Source organism: Rothia sp. HMSC066G07 (assembly GCF_001814485.1).
In the GTDB taxonomy this organism is placed as follows: domain Bacteria; phylum Actinomycetota; class Actinomycetes; order Actinomycetales; family Micrococcaceae; genus Rothia.
The window spans coordinates 10342-31489 of the sequence record NZ_KV816928.1; the positions used below are offsets into that span (position 1 = coordinate 10342).

Consider the following 21148-nt stretch of genomic DNA (forward strand, 5'->3'; position numbering starts at 1 on the left):
GGGCGGGTGCCCCTGTAGGAGCGAAGGAAGAGTGCGGACGCCTCCCTACTCAAGCCCCAAGTGAGGCTAGGCGCGGAGGAAATATGCGGCACCCCGCCTCCCTGTAGGAACGATGGAAGAGTGCGGGCGCCTCCCTATCCGTGTCCCAGCGTGGGGAGAAGGTATCGTCCGTAGTGACATCAGGGTGCCCGAAGCGAAGCGAGGGCGGGTGCCCCTGTAGGAACGAGGACGAATACCGTCTCCCCAGCAGAACCAGAAACGGAACGGTCTAGGCCCAGAGGAACTGGATCGTACCCGCCGCAATAGATGCACCGTACGCAACAGCGATAATGACGGCGGCAGCAATGCTCACGTGCACATCACGGGGCGAGTAGCTAGGCACACGAGCCCAAGTACGGTTGCCTGCGCCGAAGCCGCGCGCCTCCATGGTGATGGCGAGGCGGGAGCCGCGGCGGATAGCCTGCACGAGCAGGGCGAAGCTTTGCCCGCCGAAGGTTTGGGCGCGTCCGGCGAGGGATTGGCCTGCACCGAGTCCGCGGGCGCGTCGTGCCTGGCCGAGGGCGTTCCATTCGGCGAAGAGGATGCCGACGAGGCGCAGGGCGGCGACGGTGGCGAGCACGAACCGGGAGGGTAGCTTGAAGGTTTGTGCGAGGGAGTCGCCCAGGTCGGTCGGGTCGGTGGTGAGTACGAATGCGAGGGTGGGTAGGACCATGGCGAGGGAGCGGATCATCATGGCTGCGCCGACGGCGGCGGAGTCGGTGGTGATGCTGTTGAAGCCGAGGTCGAGGATGGTGGTGCCGCTTTTGGCGCTGAGCATGGCGACGGACCAGCCGGTGGTGATGACGGCGATGAGGATGGGCCAGAAGCGGGCGAGGACGTTGACGGGTCGGAATCCGACGAGGATGAATCCGAGCAGTTCGAGGGCGAAGAGGATTCCGGAGGTGAGGGGGTCGCGCACGATGAGTGCGGCGATGATGAGGGTGAAGGAGACGATGAGTTTTACGCCGGCGTTGAGGTTGCTGAAGTAGCTGGTTCGGTCGATGGTGCCGAAGAAGTCGGTGTTCATGCGTTCTCCTTTCCGGGGGTTGCGAGGGCTTCGGAGGTGTCTAGGGCTTCGAGGGTGATGTGGTTGCCGCCGAGTGCGGCGGTGTAGTCTTCGTCGTGGGTGATGGAGATGACGGCGGTGCCGCCTGCGAGTAGTTCGCGGATGAGGTCGACGAGTTCTGCCCAGGTTCGTGCGTCTTGGCCGAAGGTGGGTTCGTCGAGGATGAGGATTTTGGGTGCGGTGGCGAGTGCGGAGGCGACCGAGAGCCTGCGTTTTTCGCCGCCGGAGAGGGTGAAGGGGTTGGCGTCGAGTAGGTGGTTGAGGCGTAGGTGGGCCGCGAGTTCGTTGGTGCGTGCGGTGAGGTCGTCTTCGTTGAGGGGGGTGCGGGTGAGTGCGGCGAGTCGGCGGGGGCCGAGTTCGAGTTCTTCGCGTACGGTGCCGCGGATGAATTGGTATTCGGGTTCTTGGAAGACGTAGCCGATGCGGCTGAGCATTTGGGCGGGGGTCCAGGTGGGCACGTCCCAGTGGGCGCGGTCGCCGCCGTGGTTGCCGCCGTGGTTACCGTCGTAATTACGGAGCGCGTCGGTGGCGGTGAGGGTGCCATCGGGTGCGGTGAGGAGCCCTGCGAGGGTGAGGGCTAGGGTTGATTTGCCGGCGCCGTTGGGGCCGAGCACGCTGAGGTGTTCGCCGGCGTGCAGGGTGAGGTTGATGCCGCCGCGCAGGACGGGCAGGTCGGTGGGTGCGGGTGCGGGGGTGTCGCCGAGGCGTTTGATGGTGCGTCGGCGTGCGCGTCGTTGTTTGGGGGTGGGTTGTGCGCGGGTGATGCTGAGGTTTTCGGCGCGCAGTAGCGCCTCGCCGTGCTCGCCGTGCTTGCTATCGCTGTCGCTCTGCGGTGCACGCGGCACGTAGTTGGGTACCCACACGCCCGCATCGATGAGTTCTTGGCGGGCTTCGGTGAGTACGGTGTCGGGTGCGCCGTCGTGGGTGATAGTGCCGCCTTCGCCGAGTACGATAATGCGGTCCATGTGCGGCGCCCAGATGCTCACGCGATGTTCTACGACGAGCAGGGTCGCGCCGGTCGCCTCCGCAGCGGTGAGGATGCTGTCGCGTACTTCCTGCACGCCGGAGGGGTCGAGGTTGGCGGTGGGTTCGTCGAGGATCATGGCGCCGGGGTGCATCGAGAGGATGCCCGCCAGGCCGAGGCGCTGTTTCTGTCCGCCGGACAGTGCGCTGCTGGGGTGGTCGAGGGCAAGGTGGTTGAGCCCTACTGCGGTGAGGGCTTCGGTGACGCGGCCCCAGATTTCTTCGCGGGGTACGCGCAGGTTTTCGGGGCCGAAGGCTACGTCGTTGCCGACGGTTGCCATGACGATGGAGGATTCGGGGTCCTGCTGCATCATGCCTGCGGTGCCGGGTGCTTCGGCGGGTGCTTGCCCGTTGATGGTGATGGTGCCGCCGGCGGATTCGCCATCGTCATCGTGGAGCACACCGGCGATGGCGTGCAGGAGCGTCGATTTGCCGGCGCCGGAGGTGCCCAGTAGCAGGACTTTTTCACCGGGGTTGATGGTGAGGTTGAGTCCACTGATGACGGGTTCTGGGCGTCCGGGGTGGTGCCAGCTGAAGTTGTTGAGCTCGATGCGCGCCCCGCGCGGTGTTGCTTCCATGATGGTTCCTTAGCCTTTTGTGTGGCTGCTGTAGTGTGCCGAGTGGTGAGTGACTAGGGGTGGCTAGTTGCTGGTGGTTAGCGGCGGGTCTTGCCGGATGCCAGCGAGGAGAGCACACCGGTCTTGGCGAGGTTCTGCACGAGAATCCACGCCAGGAAGCCTGCGATGACTGCGCCGGAGATGACGGCGCACGCTACGTAGATGATTGCCTTGACCGGTTCCATGTCGGGGTAGTAGATGAAGATTTCGTTAACGCCCATGAACAGGCCGCTGAGCGCACCGGCGAAGATGGCGACGGTTGCGTTCCAGCGGCGGTAGCGGAAGATTGCGAAGGCGATTTCAGCGCCGACGCCCTGGAAGAAGCCTGCGATCAGGATTTCGCCGCTCCACGCGCCGCCGGTGAAGAGTACGGAGATGAATGCTGCGACGATTTCGCAGAAGAGTGCTGCACCGGGCTTGCGGATGAGCAGGCCGCCGAGGGTGCCGCCGAGCAGCCACGCGCCGCCGATGATGGGGCGGAATTCGGGTGCTGCTACGAGTGCGGTTTTGGTGGCGGGGCTAACTGCGATGTCCCAGATCCAGAAGATGACGGCGCAGGCTACTGCGATAACTGCGGCGATGACGATTTCGTTGACTCGCCAGCGCAGGTTCGGCTTCTTCGGTGCGTCCTGCGTTGTGGAGGTAAGGTTCTGTGACATTGGTGGTCCTTCCGTCGTTGGAAGGGGAATGTCCTCGCCCTCTGATTGGACGAGGGCATTGAGAAGAAATTCGACTCCCTACGCCGGTACTAACCGGATCAGGTTCGAGGGTCTGCTTAGCACTCTCAGCGCCTCGGTGGCGCTCCCCTGTCGTGTGGGGTTCCTTGTCCGTACCGTTGTGGTGCGGGTGGGAACCCAGGTTCGATTGTAGGCTTGTCTGGCTGTTCGTGCCAATTTGCCGCTTTTTGTTTCGTTCTTCTGCCCACATTACAGAATTGCACGGTGTACAATTTTGGGACGGAGAGGCTCCAAGGCGGCACGAACGCCTTAAACCCTATACGCTAGGGAGTGGCGCTCTTTTCTCACCCAACCCCGAAGGGGTTCACGGGCAGGACGCCGCATCGTATACAGCTAAGGAGATACATATGAACCCCGTCGCTAAGCTTGCTATTGCGGGTATCAACATGGGCGCTGCTGCCCTGGTTGGTAAGGGCCTGGGCGCAGCCTGGACCAAGGCTACCGGTAACCAGCCTCCCGCCATTTCCCACGAGTCTGAAGACACCCTGCGTCAGGTCATCCTCTGGACCGTTCTGACCTCCGTCGTGGGTGCTGTGGTGAGCTTCGGTATTGCTCGCCTGCAGCGTCGTTTCTTCAACTAAGACTTTGCGCTTTCCGCGCGAAAGTTCATGAACTAGGCGGTACGTATCTTCGCTCGGTACGTACCGCCTGGTGTTCCCTCTTCAGCACGCCCGCTCTACTTCAGCAGGCTTCACGCCACCGCTACGCTGAAGCGCCACCTCGGCATCCGAAAGCACAACTATGACTATTTCTTCTCCCCGCCGTAAGGCGAAGGCTCAGCGTAGGGTCGTTGACCACGCGAACAGCCGCCGTTCGGTCGCGTCCTGGGTCATGTGGGATGTTGGTTCGTCGAGCTTCGACTCGATTATGACGACCTTCATCTTCACCGTGTACCTGACCAGCAGCTACTTCGGCTCCCCCGAAGAGACCTCTTCGGCGCTGTCGCTGGGTCTGACTATCGCCGGTTTCCTCATTGCGATTCTGGCGCCGGTGACCGGTCAGCGTAACGACAAGTCTGGCCGCGGCATCTTCTGGCTCGGCGTGAACACGCTACTGCTGGTCGCTTCGATGGCGGCGTGCTTCTTCGTAGGCCCCACCCCGCAGTACCTGTGGCTGGGTGTCACCCTGATTTCTGCGGCGAGCGTGTTCAGCGAGTTCGCGTACGTGAACTATAACGCCGTGCTGCCGCGTATCTCCCACCCGGAGAATATCGGTAAGATTTCGGGCGCCGGATGGGCTGCCGGCTACATTGGCGGTATCCTGGCGCTGGCTGTGGTGCTGTGGGGTTTTGTGCTTACCCCCGAAGTACTCGGCCTGACCACCGATAACGCCCTGAATATCCGTGCGGTCGCACTGTTTGCCGCCGCCTGGTGTTTGATCTTCTGCCTGCCGCTGCTGGTGCGTATGCGCACCCGCGAGCGCTTCCTGCCGGAGGTGCTGCCCACCCGCGAACTGCGTTTCCTGGAGCTCGGTATGGAGCGTTTCTCCCCTGCTCGTCAGGGCGGTCTGCTCGCCTCCTACAAGGCGCTGTGGCGCACCATTAAGCGGCTGAAGATGACGTCCCCGCAGACCCTGTGGTTCCTGATTGCTTCGGCGGTGTTCCGTGATGGTCTGTCCGGTATTTTTACGTTCGGCGGTATTCTTGCGGCGGGCACGTTCGGTTTCAGCACTTCCGAGGTGATCCTGTTCGGTATTGCCGGTAGCGCTGTCGCGGCGGCTGGCGCGATCCTGGGCGGCTACCTGGATGACTACCTGGGCCCGAAGGCGATTATTGTTATCTCGCTGGTCGGCATTATCTTGGCGGCTACCCCGCTGATGTTCTTCCCCGAACCGGGCGTGTTCTGGGTATGCGCCCTGCTGTTGTGCCTGTTCGTGGGCCCGGCACAGTCGGCGTCCCGCACCTTCTTGGCTCGCCTGGCGGATCCCGGTACTGAGGGTGAGCTGTTCGGCCTGTACTCGACCACGGGTCGTGCCACTAGCTTCCTGGCACCGATGCTGTTCGGTCTGTGCGTGAGCATCATGGGCGCGCAGATTTGGGGTGTGCTCGGTATTCTGATCGTTGTGGTGGCGGGTCTGCTCCTGCTGCTGCCGGTGAAGGCGCCCGGTCCGCTGCGTATGCGTGCGGCTCGCCGCGAGAAGAAGCGTGAACAGAAGCGCCGCAACAAGGCAGCCCAGTAAGGCTGCTCGGTAAGGCGTCGCGGGGCTAAGCGTCCTGCAAACCCCCGCAAATACAAGCCCGCAAACACAACCTTGCAAACGCAAAGGGAGGGGCGGGTAGAAGATCATTCTTCTACCCGCCCCTCCCTTGTGCTTAAGCAGTGCCTATCGAGGAGCGCCTACCAAGCAGCGCCTATCAAACGGAGCTCAGAAAGCCGCGCCAGAGAGCCGTGTCAGTAAGCCGCAGTGGCTAGTCCTCCACCACGTCATCCTCATCGTCAGAGACAGCGTCCTCAGAGGAATCCAACGCAATCTGCTGCTCCTCCTCATCCAGAACCTCATCGCTGGTCATCTGCGCCCAAGTCGCGTCATCAATCAGCGGATCATCAATCACACGGACCCACAGCATCGAACCAGCCGCCAAAGCGCTTAGGTTCTCGTCATACGCCTCCGCAGGCAGACCCTCAAAGATCTCAGCCAAACGCGCATACAGGTCATCGTACGAAATGTCGCCCTCAGCCTGCAGCCAGCACTCCGCCGCAAAATCAGACAGCTCATTCAGCTCAGTGTCACACAGCAGCAAGAACGGGCCGTCCTCACCCACACGCACACCCGAAGTACCCGGCATACGAGACACCGCAATCGTACCGTTCAAGAACACACCCGGCAGGTGATCCTCAACCGTGTACTTCTCCAGCTTCTCAACCTCATCAGCATTCGGCAGCTCACCACCATTCAGCAGATCCTGAACCAGCGGCAGAGTATCCTCAACCTCCGAGTACACCAGGCGCCACACGCCACCGCAACGCTCCACCAGCTTAGCCAGCGACACAACACCCTCAGGGTGACGCGCCAGACCCGAGCTCTGCTCACTCAAGAACACCAGAGCCTCATGCAGTGGAACACGCTCAAAATACGGCTCAGAAGCCGACTCATCACGAGAAATGAACACAATACGCGACAGCTCATAGCTGAGGTCATCACGATCAACCACGTTCAAACCCAGATCCACCGGGTTCTGCTGATCCTTCGGCGCATTCGGGTCAACAATCACAGACAGCGGCTTCGGATACGGCGACACAACACCCTCATCCGAAATAATCGCAGTCTCATCAGTCAGGTACGCAAACTTCGAACCCAAGAAACGCGACGCAGTGGTCTTACCGCTACCAGAAACACCCACCAGCGCCACAGCGCGCTTCGACTCAGGGTCACCAATAACAGCCGCATGCAGCATCACACCGCGACCAACCAGCTGCTCAATCATCGCCAACGTAATACGGCTCGTCAGATCCTGCATACCCGAATCATCATCAGCCACACGCAGCGTCGAAACCTTATCAAACGAACCCATCAACGGATTCGCCAAATCCATCACCGACTCATCAGTCGGCGCATGAACCAACATCACCTGATCAAAACGAGACAACGAAGCATACGCCTCATCAGGAGTATCAAAAAACTCCGGAGCAAGAGGCTCCCACGCCTTCTTAAAACGCTCCACAAAAGAGTCCGACATATCAATCAGATACAAAGAAACTTCCGCGCCAGCAACACGCAGAACAACAGGCTTCAGATTCATCAAAAAATCCTTAGAGAGTGAGAGATAAAAACCCGCACGCGAGTGAACGCACGAGCACAACAGGCGAAAAACCGCCCAACGCGGGCGCACAAACACACAGCATGCACGCCCGCACCCCAAAGCGGGAAAGACTAAGACTCCACAGAACCATCCGCAGGAATCATCGTCTGATGAAAATTCAAATAACTACGCGAAGCAGTCGGGCCACGCTGACCCTGGTAACGGTTACCATACGCACCAGAACCATACGGATGCTCAGTCGGGCTACTCAAACGGAAGAAACACAACTGACCAACCTTCGAACCCGGCCACAACATAATCGGCAAAGTCGCCATATTCGACAACTCAAGCGTCACATGCCCCGAAAAACCAGGATCAATAAAACCAGCCGTAGAGTGAGTCAGAAGACCCAGACGACCCAACGACGACTTACCCTCCAGGCGGGCAGCCACATCATCAGGCAGAGTCACCTTCTCATACGTAGAACCCAACACAAACTCACCCGGATGCAGAATAAACGGCTCATCAGGAGCCACCTCCACCAGGCGCGTCAAATCCTCCTGCGGCTGAGCAGGATCAATATGCGGGTACTTATGGTTATCGAACAGACGGAAGAAACGATCAATCCTCACGTCCACACTTGCAGGCTGAATCATCGACTCATCGAACGGATCAAGAACGATGCGCCCATCAGCAATCTCTTGACGAATATCGCGATCTGAAATAAGCACGCTTAAAGGATACCTGGCAAACACCACCCACGTGCAGGCATCCACCAGCCCCAGCACACAGGCCTACATCACATTTCAACCCCGCCACCCCGCACACAAACAGCCGCAACATATTTCACGCTCGACAAGCAAGCGCGATACACTGAAAAAGATGCGGCTGTAGCTCAATGGTAGAGCGCACGCTTCCCAAGCCTGATACGCGGGTTCGATTCCCGTCAGCCGCTCTCCTCAAGCCTTCTACCCCACGGTAGGAGGCTTTTTATTTTGAGTTAGGTTGAGCAGGTCGAGGCGGTATGTTCCTTGCTCCTACAGGGAACCCGTCCTCGCTTCGCTTCGGACACCCTGATGTCGCGACGGAACATACCGGCCTCTCCCCTGCTAACTCCCTCCCCTTCTCCGGGCAGGTGGAGTAGTGGGTGCGACCGTGCGTTGGGGAACGAACCGCGGGGCCTCGGTTTGGGAAGAGTGTGCGGGAACGGGGAGGGGGAATACTGGGGTGAGGTACCGCAGACAGCTCGCCAAGATTGAATATTGGGTTCAGGGTACCTAACCGCAAGCTTGCGCGCGCACGGCTCAGCTATACCTTCCTGAAGCGACATCAGGGTGCCCGAGCTCTGCGAGGGCGGGTGCCCCTGTAGGAGCGAAGGAAGTGTGTAGCGTGTCGGTCGTCCCCTACCCGAGCGAGGAACACACCCCGCAAGACGCCTCAAAACACTTGAAGGATGTTCAACTCACCACACAGTTGTGCTAACCTAACCACAGAAATTCAATGAGAGAATTTCTAAAAAACATCTACTCGACGAGGAATCGTAGACCCGCATGAACCGCGAAACACACCCCTACACCACCCCAGCACGCCCCCTCGACCTGAACCTCTACCTCGTCACAGGCGAGCACCCCCTCGAAACCGTCCAGGCAGCCAAACACGCCACCTGCATCCAAGTCAGGTCCAAACCCATCAGCGCGCGCGAGCTCTACCAGCTCACCGAAGCTATCGCCGGCATCATCCAGCCGCACCAGACCCTCCTCGTCGACGACCGTGTTGATGTCGCCCTCGCGTTGCGTGCCCGCGGCGTGCGCGTTGACGGCGTGCACATCGGTCAAGACGACCTGCCCGTAGCCGACGCCCGCGCCCTCCTCGGCGCCGACGCAATCATCGGCCTGACCACCGGCACCCGGCAGCTCGTCGAAGAGTCCAACAAGATCGCGCACCTAATCGACTACATTGGTACCGGCCCGTTCCGCCCCAGCCCCACCAAGCAGTCCAACCGCCCGCCCCTCGGCATTGACGGGCTCCGCGAACTTGCCGAACTGTCCGCCGTACCCACCGTAGCTATCGGCGACATCACCCCCGAAGACTGCCCCGCCATCCGCACCACCGGAGTTGCCGGAATCGCCATGGTCCGCGCCTTCGTCGACAACCCCGCACTGCAGGCATAGCCATGACCATCACCATCATTGGCGGCGGAATCATCGGCCTCACCACCGCGTTTGAACTCACCGAACGCGGCGAAAGCGTGCACCTCATCGACGCCGAAACCAGCGGCTACGGCACCGCCGACGACGGCACGGCGCTCTACCCCGCCGCCAGCCACTACGCCGGCGGTATGCTCGCACCCATCGCAGAAGTGCAATTCCAGCAGGATGCGCTCTTCCCGCTCATGACCGCCAGCGCCGACGCCTACCCCTCCCTCATGGAAAGGCTCAGCCGCGCCACCGACCTGCCCACCGGCTACGACACCACCGGCACGCTCATCATCGCAGCCGACCGCGCCGACGCCGAACACCTGCAGCGCACCCGCGCCTACTACCGGGACATGAACCGCCCCGCAGACCCCGTCACCCCCACGCAGGCGCGCGCCCTCGAACCGCTCCTGGCGCCGCGCATTGCCGGTGCCGTGAGCATCCCCAGTGACCATCAGCTGCACCCGCGGCTCATGAGGCGAGCCCTCAAAGACGCGCTCACCCGCCGCGGCGTCACCTTCAGCACCGAACGGGTCACCGACCCGGATGCGGGCGACATTATCTGCACTGGACTAGGGGCAACACTGCACGGGGACTACCCGCTACGACCCGTCTACGGGGACATTCTGCGTCTGCGCGCCCCGCGACCCATCCTTAAGCATGTGGTGCGCGGCTATGTGAACTCCCGCCCCGTCTACCTCATCCCCCGCCCCGACGGGGAGCTGTGCATCGGCGCGACCAGCCGCGAAGACCACCGCACGCTGCCCGCCATTGACGGCGTACACCAGCTGCTACGTGACGCAATCCGGCTCGTGCCCGCCGTTGAAGAGTGCGAGCTTCTGGAGGCGAACGTCGGCGCCCGCCCCGGCACCCCGGACGACCTGCCCATCTTCGGGCACCGCACTCGCGCTGACGGCACCCGCCAGCTCGTGTCCACGGGCTATTTCCGCCACGGTATTCTGCTTGCCGCACTCGCCGGCAAGGTTGGTGCAGAGGTCGCCTGCGGGGCTGAGATTCCGCCCATCATGCAGGCATGCGACCCGGCACGATTCACCCACTAAACACAGTCCCCGCCGGATGCACCCGGCACCTTCACGAAAGGATTTCGCATGATCATCACCTACAACGGCGAGCCGCTAACCACCAACGCCCCCACCGTATTTGACCTTGTCATGGACCAGTTTGGTACCGAGGCGGGCGTGGCAGTAGCCCTTAACCGCAGTATTGTGCCGCGTTCCACGTGGCTGGATGTCCCGCTGAACGAGGGCGATAGGGTGGATGCCCTCACCGCCGTTCAGGGCGGCTAATCTTTCAGCCTGTACCGGAGAGATACCCACCGGCAAAAAAGAACAGATATTCTCGGTTTTTGTTCCCTAAACCGGGCGCACCGTAGCGCCCGCACCAACCAGCCGCACCAACCAGCAAACCCCGTTATCTAGACGTTCCCACAGAGGAGAACACCATGAGCCTCACACCGCTCACCATCGGCGACCGCACCTTCACATCCCGTCTCATCATGGGTTCCGGAGGCGCAACCAGCATGGACCTGCTCGAGCAGGCGCTCATCGCCTCCGGCACCGAAATGACGACCGTTGCCATGCGCCGTCATGCCGCAGGCACCCCCATTTTTCCGCTTCTGCAGAAGCTCAATATTGCGCCGCTTCCCAATACCGCAGGGTGCCGCACCGCAGCTGATGCGGTGATGACCGCGATGCTCGCCCGCGAGGCGCTGGGCACTTCCTGGGTGAAGGTCGAAATTATCCACGACGAAGACACCCTACTGCCGGACACCGTGGAGCTGTTGAACGCTTGCGAGCAGCTGGTCGCTGAGGATTTCACGGTGCTCGCGTACACCTCTGACGATCCAGTGGCTGCCGCTCGTCTGGAGGATGCGGGCGTTGCCGCGGTGATGCCGTTGGGCGCGCCGATTGGTACCGGTCTGGGCATTTTGAACCCGCACAATATTGAGCTGATTACTTCTCGCGCGCAGGTTCCGGTGGTTCTGGATGCCGGCGTGGGTACCGCCTCCGACGCGGCGCTGGCGATGGAGCTGGGTTGCGACGCGGTGTTGTTGGCGTCGGCGGTGAATCGTGCTGAGGATCCGGTGGCGATGGCTCAGGCGATGAAGTTTGCGGTGCAGGCGGGCGCGTTGGCGCGTGAGGCTGGCCGTATTCCGGTGCGTGAGCACGCGAAGGCGTCGTCGCCGTCGGAGGGTTTTGTCTCGTGGATGTAAACCTTTCCCCTACCCCGGTGAATCCGGAGCATGCACGTCTGGATCGCGAGCGCACGGACCGTCAACGTCGCCTCCCCGGCTTTGATCAGGACGCGGTCGCGGCGGCGCGTGTGCTCGTGATTGGTGCTGGCGGTTTGGGCTGTCCGGTGGTGCAGGCGTTGGCGGCGGCTGGCGTGGGGTATCTGCATATTGTGGATTCTGATTCGGTGGAGCTGTCGAATATTCAGCGTCAGCCGCTTTTTGGGGTGTCTGATGTGGGTGAGCCGAAGGCGGAGGTTGCGGCGCGCCGTGCCCTGGAGCTGTGCCCGTCGTTGACGGTTGAAACGTCGGTTCGGCATGTGGATGCGTCCTGGATTTTGGATCTTTTCGCCGCCTCGGCACCGGATTGTGTGGTGGATTGTACGGATACGTTTGCGTCAAAGTATCTGATTGCGGATGCTGCGCAGGTTGCGGGTCTGCCGCTGGTGTGGGGCACGGTTTTGCGTTTTGGCGGGTCGGTGAGTCTTTTTGAGCCGGATGGCGCGCATTTGCGTGATATTTTTCCGACGATTCCGCAGACGGTGGAGTCGTGCGCGCTTGCCGGGGTGTTGGGCGCGACGACGGCTGTGGTTGGCTCGCTGATGGCGACGGAGGTGCTCAAGTATGTGAGTGGTCTGCCGACGGCAGCGGGCTCCCTGCTGACGTATGATGCTTTGTCGGGTACGTGTACGTCGTTTGGGGCGGTGCCGGATCCGGCGCGTGTGGTGCCGGTGGATTTGTCGGCGCATGAGGTCCCGCAGGTTCTGCTGGATGTGCGTGAGGTGCCCGAGCGTGAGGAGTCGGTGAAGCATGAGGGTTCGATGCATATGCCGCTGTCGCAGCTGAGCGACGCTGAGGGGTCGCTGTTGCCGGCAACCGACGTGCCCGCGGAGTTGTTGAGCCTGTTTGAGTCGGTGCGTGATCAGCGTGTGGGCGTTTTCTGTGCCTCGGGTGCGCGAGCGCAGCGCTTTGTGCAGGCGTATGCGGAGCTGGCGGGCGAGTACGGGGTGCACCTCACGGCTATCTAAGCGTGTACGAGGCATAGCTACCCATGCGTAGCTATCCCCTCCGGAAGCGACATCAGGGTGCCCTGCAGGAGCAGAGGAAGGGCATAGCGCGCCCAGGCGCCAAGAGCCTCGATATGAGGAAAGCGGTATCGCCCGTAGTGACATCAGGGTGCCCGAAGCGAAGCGAGGGCGGGTGCCCCTGTAGGAACGAGGGCGCATACCGCTTTCCGCTTAACTCGTAGAGACAATTCCCCATGTGCAGGGCGTAAAATCGTGTATAACACGGCGGCACGTCGCACGGTTTGTTCTGCCTAAAAACTGCCACTGCCGCCTCCTGTTTTCGCACACTCACTCTAGGAGTTTTATGCTCACCGTCTCTACTGTGCCGCTTGTTTTGTGTACGGCACTTGTTGCGTTGACTTTGCTGATTAGCGGTATTGCTAAGGCGAAGGACCCGCAGAGTACCGTGACCGGTATTCAGAATCTTGGTTTGGAGAAGATCGCGCCGACCCGTGCGGTGTCGCTGATTTTGCCCTGGTTCGAGATTGCCCTGGCCGCCGTTCTGCTGCTGTCGCCGGTGCGTTTGCCTGTTGTGATTGCTTCGGGTTTGGCGTTGATTCTGATGCTGTTCTATACGGTGGTGATTGCGCGCGCACTGGCGACGGGTCGTACTGCGGGTTGTAATTGTTTTGGTTCTGAGTCGAATGCGCCGGTGAGCCGTTACACGCTGGTCCGTAATGTTGCGTTGCTGTTGGCGGCGGCTGGCGCGCATGCGAGCGCGTTGAGGGGCGGCACGGGTGTTGTGTCGACTCTGCTGGGTCTGGGTAATAGCGGCTGGACTTGGGTTTTTGGTGCGGCGCTGATTGCTGTGACGTTGGAGGCTGTTCGCCGCGGTGATGCTCTTGCGCAGCCGGAGCCGCAGGCTGAGGTGATTTTGCCGGAGCCGGTGTATGACGAGAACGGCGAGGAGCTGTATGTTCGTATGCCGATTCCTCATGCGGCGCTGTACCTGGAGAATGGTCGTCACACGAATTTGCGTGCGTTGGCTAAGAATCAGGCGCGTATGCTGGTGTTTGTGTCGGCGACGTGTGCTGGTTGTGTGAAGTTTTTGAAGACGATGTCTTCGTGGCAGGAGCGTCTGCCGCAGGTGGCGTTGCATCCGGTGTATTCGAGTCTGGATTCGTTGCAGACCTCGCGTAATGCGGGTACGTTGCCGGAGGGTTTGACTCCGTTGATTGACCGTGATGCTGGTGCGCGCGCGAATTTTGGTAATGGTGTACCGTTGGCTGTGGTTTTGGGTGCTGATGGTCTGATTGCTGGCGGCCCGGTGGCTGGTAAGGAGCAGGTTGAGGCGTTGCTTGCCGATATTGAGGCGCAGTTCGCTGAGGCTGCTCGTTTGGCTGAGGAGGAGCGTGCGGAGCAGATGCGTCAGGCGATTGCTGAGGGTACGTCGAATACTGACGGCGATCACCTCTAAACGCGCCCTTATCGTCCAGCCTCTGTAGCGTCCGTTCCCCTCCCGTAGCCCCGTCCGGCTCTTGCTGCCCTTACCGGCAGGTGCCGGGTGGGGCTATGCTAGAACGTAGCGCACACACCGCTTATACGCCGCGGTCACCTCGCCGGGTGGCGGCTGGCGCGTCCTCAACCCTATCAAAGGAGTTTTTATGGCAATGATGAGTTTCAACGCTCCGGGTGAGCGTGAGAAGTCCCTGTGGCTGATCCGTAAGGAAAGCAACCCGAATCACTCACAGTGGTACATTGACCGTTTCAAGGCGATGGAGGCTGAGGGTAATGACATGGCGGGTGAGTCTCGTCTGTTGGATGCTATGGCTTCTCGTGGTGCGAAGATTCTTGATGCTGGTTCTGGTCCCGGTCGTGTGGGTAAGCAGCTGCACGCGTTGGGTCACCGTGTGACGGGTGTGGATATTGATCCTGAGCTGATTGAGGAGGCGCGCCGCGTCTGCCCGGATGCCACGTGGATTACCGCTGATTTGGTGGATTTGCCGGAGGTGCTGGGCATTGAGGGTGACGCTACGGCGGAGAATGGTTTTGAGCTGCTGGTGTGTGCGGGTAATGTGATGGGTTTCTTGGCTCGTTCGACTCGTAAGCCGGTGGTGGAGAATTTCCGTCGCGTGTTGGCGCCGGGTGGCCGTGCGGTGGTTGGTTATGGTTCGGGTCCGGGCCGTGATTATGCGTTTGAGCAGTTCCTCGCTGATGCCCGCGAGGTTGGCCTGAACGTGGATAACACCTACTCTTCATGGCAGATGCACCCGTTTGTGGAGGGCTCTTCGGAATTTTTGGTGGCGGTTCTGTCGCGCCCGGCGAGCTAGCCTCCCCTATTCAACAAGCACGCTAAACGTATATAGCTAGGCATTGAGAAGGCCCGGCACCTACCCCGTGTGGGGTGGGTGCCGGGCCTTTGCACGTTCGGAAGATGCGCATCCGAAAAGAAGCACCGGTGAAGAGTGGGTGTTCTAGTGGATGAGGTAGATAGTGCGGGCGAGTTCTTCGGGCATGAAGGATGCGGCGAAGAGGATCGCCACGATGATGACGGCGAGTGCGGTCATGAGGCTGGAGCGCCAGCCGGGGTGCAGCTCGTTGAAGGTGATGAGCCCCTTGTGTTCTTTGTCCATGTTGACCACGTTGATCTGCTTGTAGATGGTGGTTTGGGCGGAGAGTTTGGAGGAGACTTCTCGCATGGTTTTGCCGTCCCAGACGCGGCCGTCGACGCGCATGAGCTGTTTGCCGTCTTTGTCGACGGCCCACATGGCGGGGAAGCTGCGGTAGCGTAGGCGACCGGCGACGGTTTTGAGTTTCTGGCCGTAGGCTTTTTTGGGGTAGAGCTTTTCGACGAAGATGGTGTGGTCGATGTTTTCCAGCGGTACGGCGAACCAGCCGAAGGTGCGTGCGCGGAGCACGTGGGTTTTGGTGATGACGATGATGGTGGGTTTGAGGACTGAGTAGAGGTTTACGCCTGCGATGGTGCCGATGAGCAGTACGAGGATGGTGTACGGCAGGGCGGGTCGCTTGTAGAAGATGAAGGCGAGCGCGGCGAGTAGCACGATGGTGCCGGGGAGTGCCGCTTCGATGCGCCTGCCGTAGGAGCGCATGCGGGGGTGGAATAGTTCTGTGACTTCGCCGTATTTGGCGGGGACTTCGTGAGCGCGTTCTGCCATATACACAACTTTAGTGTGTGCGGTGCGTGAAACCTAGCGGACTACCTGCGTTACTCTGGTTCTATGCGTAATTTTTCTCCCGTGGAGCGGGTCCTGGCAATGTGGATGGTCGGTGTTGTGGTGGCGGTTTCTGTGGCTGCTGCGGCGCTGGTTATGACGAATAAGCTGGTGTATGGTCCGACGGGTCAGGTGCGGGAGTATTTTCATGCGTTGCGTACGGGTAATGGTTCGTATGCGCGTGGTTTGTTGGGTGCGCAGATTCCTGATGGTGACGCGTCACTGCTGGATGGGGATGCTTTGAGGCGTTCGGTGTCTTCGTTGGGTGAGGTGTCGTATGAGGTGGTGGAGACCAGCGAGGATGGGGAGCATGCGACGGTGCGTGCGTCCTATACGTTGGAGGGTTCGCAGCAGCATACGGATTTTCGTTTGCACCGTTCGGGCACGCATTGGGGCTTTTTTGATAAGTGGGCTATTGATGAGGCGTCTTTGCCGTCGGTGAAGGTGAATATTCAGGGTGTGGAGGCTGCGACGATTAATAACCGTAAGGTTGCGGTGGATGATGGTGCGGCGTCATTCCCGGTGTTTTATCCGGGTGTGTATGCGGTGTCGTATGATTCGACGGTTTATACGGCGCAGAAGGTGAATGAGGTGGTGACTGCGCAGGATGCGAATCATGCGGTGCGTATGGAGTTGAAGCCGAGTGATAATGCGTTGTCGTCGGTGAAGGAGCAGGTGCAGGATCATTTGAAGAAGTGTACGCAGCAGAGCACTCTTTATCCGGGTGGGTGCCCTTTTGAGTATGCGTTTACGGGTCGTGTGGATTCTGAGGTGAAGTGGTCGGTTGAGAAGGTCGCGGATCCGCAGGTGAGTGTGAGTTCGGCGGGTGTGTGGTCGTTGAAGCCGATGTCGGGTACGGCGAAGGTGTCGTTTACTCAGTTGGATTTGTTTACGGGTGAGCGTTCGCAGGTGCAGAAGGAGATTCCGTTTACGTTGAAGGCGTCGGTGGAGGCGGATGCGAAGGCGGTCCGAGTCTCCTTCTAGGTTCGCTGACCTGTAAAGGGCCGGTGTTATCCGTAGCGACATCAGGGTGTCCGAGCGAAGCGAGGACGGGTGCCCCTGTAGGAGCGAGGATGACCCGGCCTTTTCACATACCAGCCGTTCTGAAACCACAAACATTCTGAAGACAACAAGGAACCGGTACTATCTGTAGCGACATCAGGGTGCCCGAGCGAAGCGAGGGCGGGTTCCCCTGTAGGAGCGAGGATATGTACCGGTTCCTGTTTTATGTATTTAGGTGACTAGTTGATACCGCGAAGGTCCAGGACGAGTTCGCTTTCGTCTGCCTCGTCACCGGTCACGACGACGGGAATACCCCAGTCCTGCTGGTAGAGGTGGCACGCTGCGTGCTCGGGGATGTCACCGCCGGGGGTGCCGTCGCAGGCGGCGGCGCGGGCGGTGATGTGCAGGACTGCCTCGGTGATTTCGGGGTTGAGTACGAGGGTGCGGGTCAGTCCGGTGGAGGTGCCGGCGCCTTCCAGGATGAAGTTCTCGGGGGTGGAGGAGATCTTCAGCTGGGTGGGGTCGCCCCAGCGGGTGTCGAGCTTCTGGCCGGTGGGTACGGTGAATCGTGAGGTGAATTCGAGGGTGCCGCCGGTGAGCTTGGTGGAGGGGCGTGCGGTGGTGATGGCGCCTTCGTCGACGTGCTGTGCCTTCGCGGGGATGGAGGCGCGTACGAGCTGGTGGGCGTTGGTTTCGACGATGATGAGGCGCGGTTCTTCGCCGGGTACTTCTTCGACGAGCAGGTCGGAGGGCTCGTCGAGGCCGCGTTCAAGGGTGCCGAGGGTGCCGGTCACCGGGTCCCAGCGGCGGATAGCGCCGTTGTAGGTGTCTGCGACTGCGATGGAGCCGTCGGGCAGTTCGGTCAGGCCGAGGGGGTGCTGCATGCGGGCGGTGTCGGAGTCGCCGTCGACGAAGCCGAAGTCGAACAGGCCCTTGCCGACTGCGGAGGTGACCTGTACGCCGTCCTCGGTGAAGGTGACGTGGCGCAGGCCGCTGGTTTCGGAGCATGCGACCCAGAGGCTGCCGTCGCGGGCTTCGATGATGCCGGAGGGCTGGGCGAACCAGGCGTCGGCGGCGGGGCCGTCGGCGAGGCCTTCGACGCCGGAGCCTGCGAAGATGCTGACGGTGCCGGTGACGGGTTCGTAGCCGAAGAGCTGGTGGGTGCCTGCCATGGCGATGATGAACTGACCAGCCTCGCGGGAGTAGACCGCATCCCAGGGAGAGGAGAGCGCAATCTCGGTGGCGGGTACGCCGGCGGGGATGTGGTTGGGGTCGCCGGTGATGGCGTTGTCGCCGTCGATGACGCGCTGCACGCCGTTGCCTGCGAGGGTGCGTACTTCGCCGGTGCGCAGGTTGAGGGAGCGCAGGCGGTGGTTGACGGTGTCGGCGACGAGCACGTCGTAACCGAGCTGTTCGCGTAGGTTCTCGGGTACGAGGGCGAGGCCGGCGGGCTCGTTGAAGCGTGCTTCGGTGCCGGTGCCGTCGACGTGGCCCTTGACGGGGTGGTTCACGGGGTCGTCGCCGCCACCGTAGGTGTTGATGACGGTGTTGAGGTCGGCGGCTACCTGCAGGATGCGGTGGCGTGCGCTGTCTGCGACGAGGTAGGTACGTTCGCGGTTGCCGAAGAGGTTTGCGGGGCCGAATTCGGCGGGCAGTTCGATGGCTTTGCCGGGGAAGGCGTAGGTGCCGGCTGCCTTGGGGCGGGGCACGTAGGGGCCGTCGCCGCGGTGCAGGGTACCCTTCGCTTCGTGTTCGGCGACGAGTTCGCGTACGAGGGAGGTGAGGCCCTGCACGTGGCCTTCGCCGGAGAGGTGGGCGACGATGTAACCTTCGGGGTCGACGACGACGAGGGTGGGCCATGCGCGGGCGGTGTAGGCCTGCCAGGTGGTCAGTTCGGGGTCGTCGAGTACGGGGTGGGTGATGTGGTAGCGGTCGACGGCCGCAGCGAGCGCTACGGGGTCGGCTTCGTGCTCGAATTTGGGGCTGTGCACGCCGACGGTGACGAGCACGTCGGAGAATTCTTCTTCGAGGGGGCGCAGTTCGTCGAGCACGTGCAGGCAGTTGATGCAGCAGAGGGTCCAGAAGTCGAGAATAACGATTTTGCCGCGTAGGTCCTGCAGGGTGAGGTTCTTGTCGCCGGTGTTGAGCCAGGCTCGGCCTTCGAGTTCGCTGGCACGCACGCGTACGGTGCGGTTGGTGTTTTCGCTCATGGGTTCTCTCTCCTGTTGGGTGCGCCGTGTGTGGGCGCGATGGTTTGCTGTCCCCATTATGCCAGCGTGGTTGGGGTGGTTCGCCGGGAGTTGAGCTTTGTGACTTGGGGGCTTAACGACCTGTCATATTAAGTCATATTCAGGGTGGCGTGTGGGTGCATAAAAGCGCCCCGCACGCATCACGTTCGGATGCGCGCGGGGCGCTGAGGTATTCAGGCGGTCTAAGATAATCAGCTCAGTTCAAATGTGCGCGGAATACAGCCGAATACGCTGGAATTCATCGATTCCTAACCCGCATTAGAAGCCCGTTCGGGGTCCCAGATACGGGCCCGCTTCGTCGGCTTTACAGGTTCCTTCGGCGTTACGTTGAGAGCCTCAACAGGGGCGGGGGTTTGCGGGACTTCCAGGGACGTGTAGGATTCCTCGTTAACCTCATTCTTAAAGTCGATAATCTGGGTCATACCGTCTGACTCGACATTGATAAGACGCCCGCCAGCCATAATTGCATGCCACGAGCCATCAGCTTCTACGGTGATGATTGATCCATCAGGAGTGACGCGGCCCCAACTACCGTCCTTCTTGATAATGATGTCATCGCCGTTGTTCGCCTCAACAATGGCGATTTCATCGCCGAGGGATGAGGTATACACGGTGCCGTCAGCATTCGTAGATTTCTTTGAGGCGGGGCTCTTCTTGGCCTCTTCAATGGTTTCTTTAAAGGATTTCTGGTTGCCAGCACCTGAGTTGGAATCTGTGGGCTTAGATTCTTCGTCCTCAGCGACCTGCTTTTCATCCGAAGCATCCTGCGTTGAGTCTGCGCCGGCTGTCTCTTCCTCAGCCTTAGCCTGGGCATCACTCGAGGTCACCTGCGACTCAGGGGATGCGGCGTTTGCAGTCAGCGAGGTGGAGGAAGCGTTAGGAGTAGCGCTTGCAGATGCACTCTCATGGGAGATAGTGGTGGTCTGCGTAGCCTCATCACAGGCAGCCAGGCTGAGCGTTACGGCAAGACTCAAAGACAAGACAGCAATGAATTTCTTCACTAATTTTCCTTTTTCAGACACGCTCTGTGTGCATACCTGCACCGCATGAGGCGTGTATTAAGTAAGCGCTAGATTCTGAGCGCTTCCCTATCCTAGCAATAGATACCTGACGCTTCCTATTTTCTATATATCGGGCGTGTAGTTTCCCGCATGCGAAAGCGCCCCGCACGCATCACTATCGGATACGTGCGGGGCGCTAGTAAGCCCTATTCTGGCGGGCTGTTCTGACTGTTCGGCCCGGGGCAGGGGCTAGTTTTTACTTGGCGCCTGCAACCTCGGAGAGGTCACCAATCTTGGTTGCTTTGACGGGTTCGACCGGGATGCCGTTGAAGCCATCAATTCGACTGGGAGCCTTGGGTGCCTGAATGGTAGAGACGTCAGTTGCGGTCTGAATGGTCTTGGTGTTCAGCTGGGACGCGGTGCCGTCTGCTTTAACGACGGTGTAGAGGTTGGTGCTAGTGTCACCCATGGTCCAGCCGCCGTCCTTGAAGACGATAATGTTCTTGCCGTTACCGATTTGGTTCCAGGTGCCGTCCTTCTGAATACCGATGATGGATCCGTCCTTTGCAACGACGTAGGCGATTTCCTCGTTGTAGTAGACTTCGCCATCATTATTCTTGGTGCTCTTGACACCGGGGAGGCTCTTGAAGTTTTCAACTATATCCATCATGAGGTTGTTGTTGGTGGCACCACTGATAGCATTTGCGCCACCTGCAGGGTCGCTGGGCCGACTGCTGGGGGTACTGATGGTGCCCGGGGTGGTCTTGGTCTCTGCCTTGGCGGTTTCGGCGGCTGCGGAGGTGGTGCTCTTGCTGGTTGCTGCTGCGGAGGTGCTTGCGGGTGCCGAGGCAGTTGCGGAAGCGGTTGCAGAAGCGGTTGCGGAAGCGGACGCGCTTGCCGATGCGGAGGGGCTGGAGGTGGATCCGCCGGTGTTGCCGCCGCAAGCTGCGAGGCCGAGAGCACCGGCAATGGTCAGGGACAGAACAGCA

Annotated in this window: 19 protein-coding genes, 1 tRNA gene and 1 riboswitch; of the genes, 11 read left to right on the forward strand and 9 right to left on the reverse strand. The window is 60.7% G+C overall.

The genetic code is table 11. The features are described 5' to 3' along the window. Positions 1 to 268: 268 nt before the first annotated feature. The 3 genes from HMPREF2971_RS06990 to HMPREF2971_RS07000 form a co-directional block, all read right to left on the reverse strand. A complete protein-coding gene (locus HMPREF2971_RS06990) occupies positions 269 to 1066 on the reverse strand; it encodes an energy-coupling factor transporter transmembrane component T family protein (protein WP_070692093.1) in 798 nt (265 codons plus the stop codon). Then, a complete protein-coding gene (locus HMPREF2971_RS06995; protein ID WP_070692095.1) occupies positions 1063 to 2706 on the reverse strand; it encodes an ABC transporter ATP-binding protein in 1644 nt (547 codons plus the stop codon). Before HMPREF2971_RS06995 ends, HMPREF2971_RS06990 begins: the two co-directional genes overlap by 4 nt. Positions 2707 to 2783: 77 nt before the next feature. Further along, positions 2784 to 3404 carry an ECF transporter S component gene (locus HMPREF2971_RS07000; protein ID WP_070692097.1) on the reverse strand — a complete coding sequence of 207 codons (621 nt, stop codon included), beginning with the start codon at positions 3402 to 3404 and terminating at the stop codon, positions 2784 to 2786. A gap of 58 nt (positions 3405 to 3462) precedes the next feature. Further along, positions 3463 to 3563: riboswitch (TPP riboswitch) on the reverse strand. Positions 3564 to 3829: 266 nt separating this feature from the next. Between HMPREF2971_RS07000 and HMPREF2971_RS07005 the strand changes: the two genes are divergently transcribed. Beyond that, the gene (locus HMPREF2971_RS07005) at positions 3830 to 4063 is read left to right on the forward strand and encodes a DUF4235 domain-containing protein (protein WP_005506756.1); all 234 of its coding nucleotides are present in this window, start codon (positions 3830 to 3832) and stop codon (positions 4061 to 4063) included. A gap of 160 nt (positions 4064 to 4223) precedes the next feature. After that, the gene (locus HMPREF2971_RS07010; RefSeq protein WP_070692099.1) at positions 4224 to 5660 is read left to right on the forward strand and encodes an MFS transporter; all 1437 of its coding nucleotides are present in this window, start codon (positions 4224 to 4226) and stop codon (positions 5658 to 5660) included. A 229-nt stretch (positions 5661 to 5889) separates the two neighbouring features. Here the strand turns inward: HMPREF2971_RS07010 and HMPREF2971_RS07015 are convergent, their stop codons facing one another. After that, positions 5890 to 7221, reverse strand: coding sequence for a septin family protein (locus HMPREF2971_RS07015; RefSeq protein WP_070692102.1), 1332 nt, complete (start codon positions 7219 to 7221; stop codon positions 5890 to 5892). A gap of 131 nt (positions 7222 to 7352) precedes the next feature. After that, positions 7353 to 7952, reverse strand: a complete 600-nt coding sequence (dcd, locus tag HMPREF2971_RS07020; protein ID WP_005509013.1) for a dCTP deaminase — start codon at positions 7950 to 7952, stop codon at positions 7353 to 7355. Between the two features lie 153 nt (positions 7953 to 8105). Between dcd and HMPREF2971_RS07025 the strand changes: the two genes are divergently transcribed. The 8 genes from HMPREF2971_RS07025 to HMPREF2971_RS07060 all read left to right on the forward strand — a co-directional run bounded on the left by HMPREF2971_RS07025 (position 8106) and on the right by HMPREF2971_RS07060 (position 15004). Then, positions 8106 to 8176 (forward strand) — tRNA-Gly (locus HMPREF2971_RS07025). A gap of 595 nt (positions 8177 to 8771) precedes the next feature. Next, a complete protein-coding gene (locus tag HMPREF2971_RS07030) occupies positions 8772 to 9392 on the forward strand; it encodes a thiamine phosphate synthase (protein WP_070692104.1) in 621 nt (206 codons plus the stop codon). Between the two features lie 2 nt (positions 9393 to 9394). Next, on the forward strand, positions 9395 to 10477 hold the full coding sequence (gene thiO, locus HMPREF2971_RS07035) for a glycine oxidase ThiO (protein WP_070692106.1): 1083 nt from the start codon (positions 9395 to 9397) through the stop codon (positions 10475 to 10477). A 48-nt stretch (positions 10478 to 10525) separates the two neighbouring features. Then, on the forward strand, positions 10526 to 10723 hold the full coding sequence (thiS, locus tag HMPREF2971_RS07040) for a sulfur carrier protein ThiS (protein WP_049338535.1): 198 nt from the start codon (positions 10526 to 10528) through the stop codon (positions 10721 to 10723). Between the two features lie 155 nt (positions 10724 to 10878). Continuing rightward, entirely contained in the window at positions 10879 to 11649 is a 771-nt protein-coding gene (locus HMPREF2971_RS07045) for a thiazole synthase (protein ID WP_012904136.1), read from the forward strand. Continuing rightward, positions 11640 to 12695 carry a ThiF family adenylyltransferase gene (locus HMPREF2971_RS07050; RefSeq protein ID WP_070692108.1) on the forward strand — a complete coding sequence of 352 codons (1056 nt, stop codon included), beginning with the start codon at positions 11640 to 11642 and terminating at the stop codon, positions 12693 to 12695. The genes HMPREF2971_RS07045 and HMPREF2971_RS07050 overlap by 10 nt, the downstream gene beginning before the upstream one ends. Before the next feature lie 343 nt (positions 12696 to 13038). Further along, positions 13039 to 14151 (forward strand): MauE/DoxX family redox-associated membrane protein, encoded by a 1113-nt coding sequence (locus HMPREF2971_RS07055; protein WP_049340545.1) that lies wholly within the window; start codon positions 13039 to 13041, stop codon positions 14149 to 14151. A 187-nt stretch (positions 14152 to 14338) separates the two neighbouring features. After that, complete coding sequence (locus HMPREF2971_RS07060) at positions 14339 to 15004, forward strand: class I SAM-dependent methyltransferase (RefSeq protein ID WP_070692110.1); 666 nt, start codon at positions 14339 to 14341, stop codon at positions 15002 to 15004. A gap of 144 nt (positions 15005 to 15148) precedes the next feature. Here HMPREF2971_RS07060 and HMPREF2971_RS07065 read toward each other — a convergent pair whose 3' ends face one another. Further along, positions 15149 to 15850 carry a hypothetical protein gene (locus HMPREF2971_RS07065; protein ID WP_070692113.1) on the reverse strand — a complete coding sequence of 234 codons (702 nt, stop codon included), beginning with the start codon at positions 15848 to 15850 and terminating at the stop codon, positions 15149 to 15151. Positions 15851 to 15913: 63 nt separating this feature from the next. Between HMPREF2971_RS07065 and HMPREF2971_RS07070 the strand changes: the two genes are divergently transcribed. Then, complete coding sequence (locus HMPREF2971_RS07070) at positions 15914 to 16891, forward strand: hypothetical protein (RefSeq protein WP_070692114.1); 978 nt, start codon at positions 15914 to 15916, stop codon at positions 16889 to 16891. A 257-nt stretch (positions 16892 to 17148) separates the two neighbouring features. Here HMPREF2971_RS07070 and HMPREF2971_RS07075 read toward each other — a convergent pair whose 3' ends face one another. The 3 genes from HMPREF2971_RS07075 to HMPREF2971_RS07085 all read right to left on the reverse strand — a co-directional run. Next, positions 17149 to 19119 carry an NHL domain-containing thioredoxin family protein gene (locus tag HMPREF2971_RS07075; protein WP_070692116.1) on the reverse strand — a complete coding sequence of 657 codons (1971 nt, stop codon included), beginning with the start codon at positions 19117 to 19119 and terminating at the stop codon, positions 17149 to 17151. 287 nt (positions 19120 to 19406) lie between these two features. Further along, complete coding sequence (locus HMPREF2971_RS07080) at positions 19407 to 20159, reverse strand: hypothetical protein (protein WP_070507988.1); 753 nt, start codon at positions 20157 to 20159, stop codon at positions 19407 to 19409. Between the two features lie 256 nt (positions 20160 to 20415). Beyond that, positions 20416 to 21148 (reverse strand): preprotein translocase subunit SecD (locus HMPREF2971_RS07085; RefSeq protein ID WP_070692119.1); only part of this gene is annotated, 733 nt, incomplete at its 5' end.

Coding starts and splice junctions, on each gene's coding strand:
- HMPREF2971_RS06990 (WP_070692093.1), bottom strand. CDS start 1,066: ATGAACACCGACTTCTTCGGCACCATCGACCGAACCAGCTACTTCAGC.
- HMPREF2971_RS06995 (WP_070692095.1), bottom strand. CDS start 2,706: ATGGAAGCAACACCGCGCGGGGCGCGCATCGAGCTCAACAACTTCAGC.
- HMPREF2971_RS07000 (WP_070692097.1), bottom strand. CDS start 3,404: ATGTCACAGAACCTTACCTCCACAACGCAGGACGCACCGAAGAAGCCG.
- HMPREF2971_RS07005 (WP_005506756.1), top strand. CDS start 3,830: ATGAACCCCGTCGCTAAGCTTGCTATTGCGGGTATCAACATGGGCGCT.
- HMPREF2971_RS07010 (WP_070692099.1), top strand. CDS start 4,224: ATGACTATTTCTTCTCCCCGCCGTAAGGCGAAGGCTCAGCGTAGGGTC.
- HMPREF2971_RS07015 (WP_070692102.1), bottom strand. CDS start 7,221: ATGAATCTGAAGCCTGTTGTTCTGCGTGTTGCTGGCGCGGAAGTTTCT.
- HMPREF2971_RS07030 (WP_070692104.1), top strand. CDS start 8,772: ATGAACCGCGAAACACACCCCTACACCACCCCAGCACGCCCCCTCGAC.
- thiO (WP_070692106.1), top strand. CDS start 9,395: ATGACCATCACCATCATTGGCGGCGGAATCATCGGCCTCACCACCGCG.
- thiS (WP_049338535.1), top strand. CDS start 10,526: ATGATCATCACCTACAACGGCGAGCCGCTAACCACCAACGCCCCCACC.
- HMPREF2971_RS07045 (WP_012904136.1), top strand. CDS start 10,879: ATGAGCCTCACACCGCTCACCATCGGCGACCGCACCTTCACATCCCGT.
- HMPREF2971_RS07055 (WP_049340545.1), top strand. CDS start 13,039: ATGCTCACCGTCTCTACTGTGCCGCTTGTTTTGTGTACGGCACTTGTT.
- HMPREF2971_RS07060 (WP_070692110.1), top strand. CDS start 14,339: ATGGCAATGATGAGTTTCAACGCTCCGGGTGAGCGTGAGAAGTCCCTG.
- HMPREF2971_RS07065 (WP_070692113.1), bottom strand. CDS start 15,850: ATGGCAGAACGCGCTCACGAAGTCCCCGCCAAATACGGCGAAGTCACA.
- HMPREF2971_RS07070 (WP_070692114.1), top strand. CDS start 15,914: ATGCGTAATTTTTCTCCCGTGGAGCGGGTCCTGGCAATGTGGATGGTC.
- HMPREF2971_RS07075 (WP_070692116.1), bottom strand. CDS start 19,119: ATGAGCGAAAACACCAACCGCACCGTACGCGTGCGTGCCAGCGAACTC.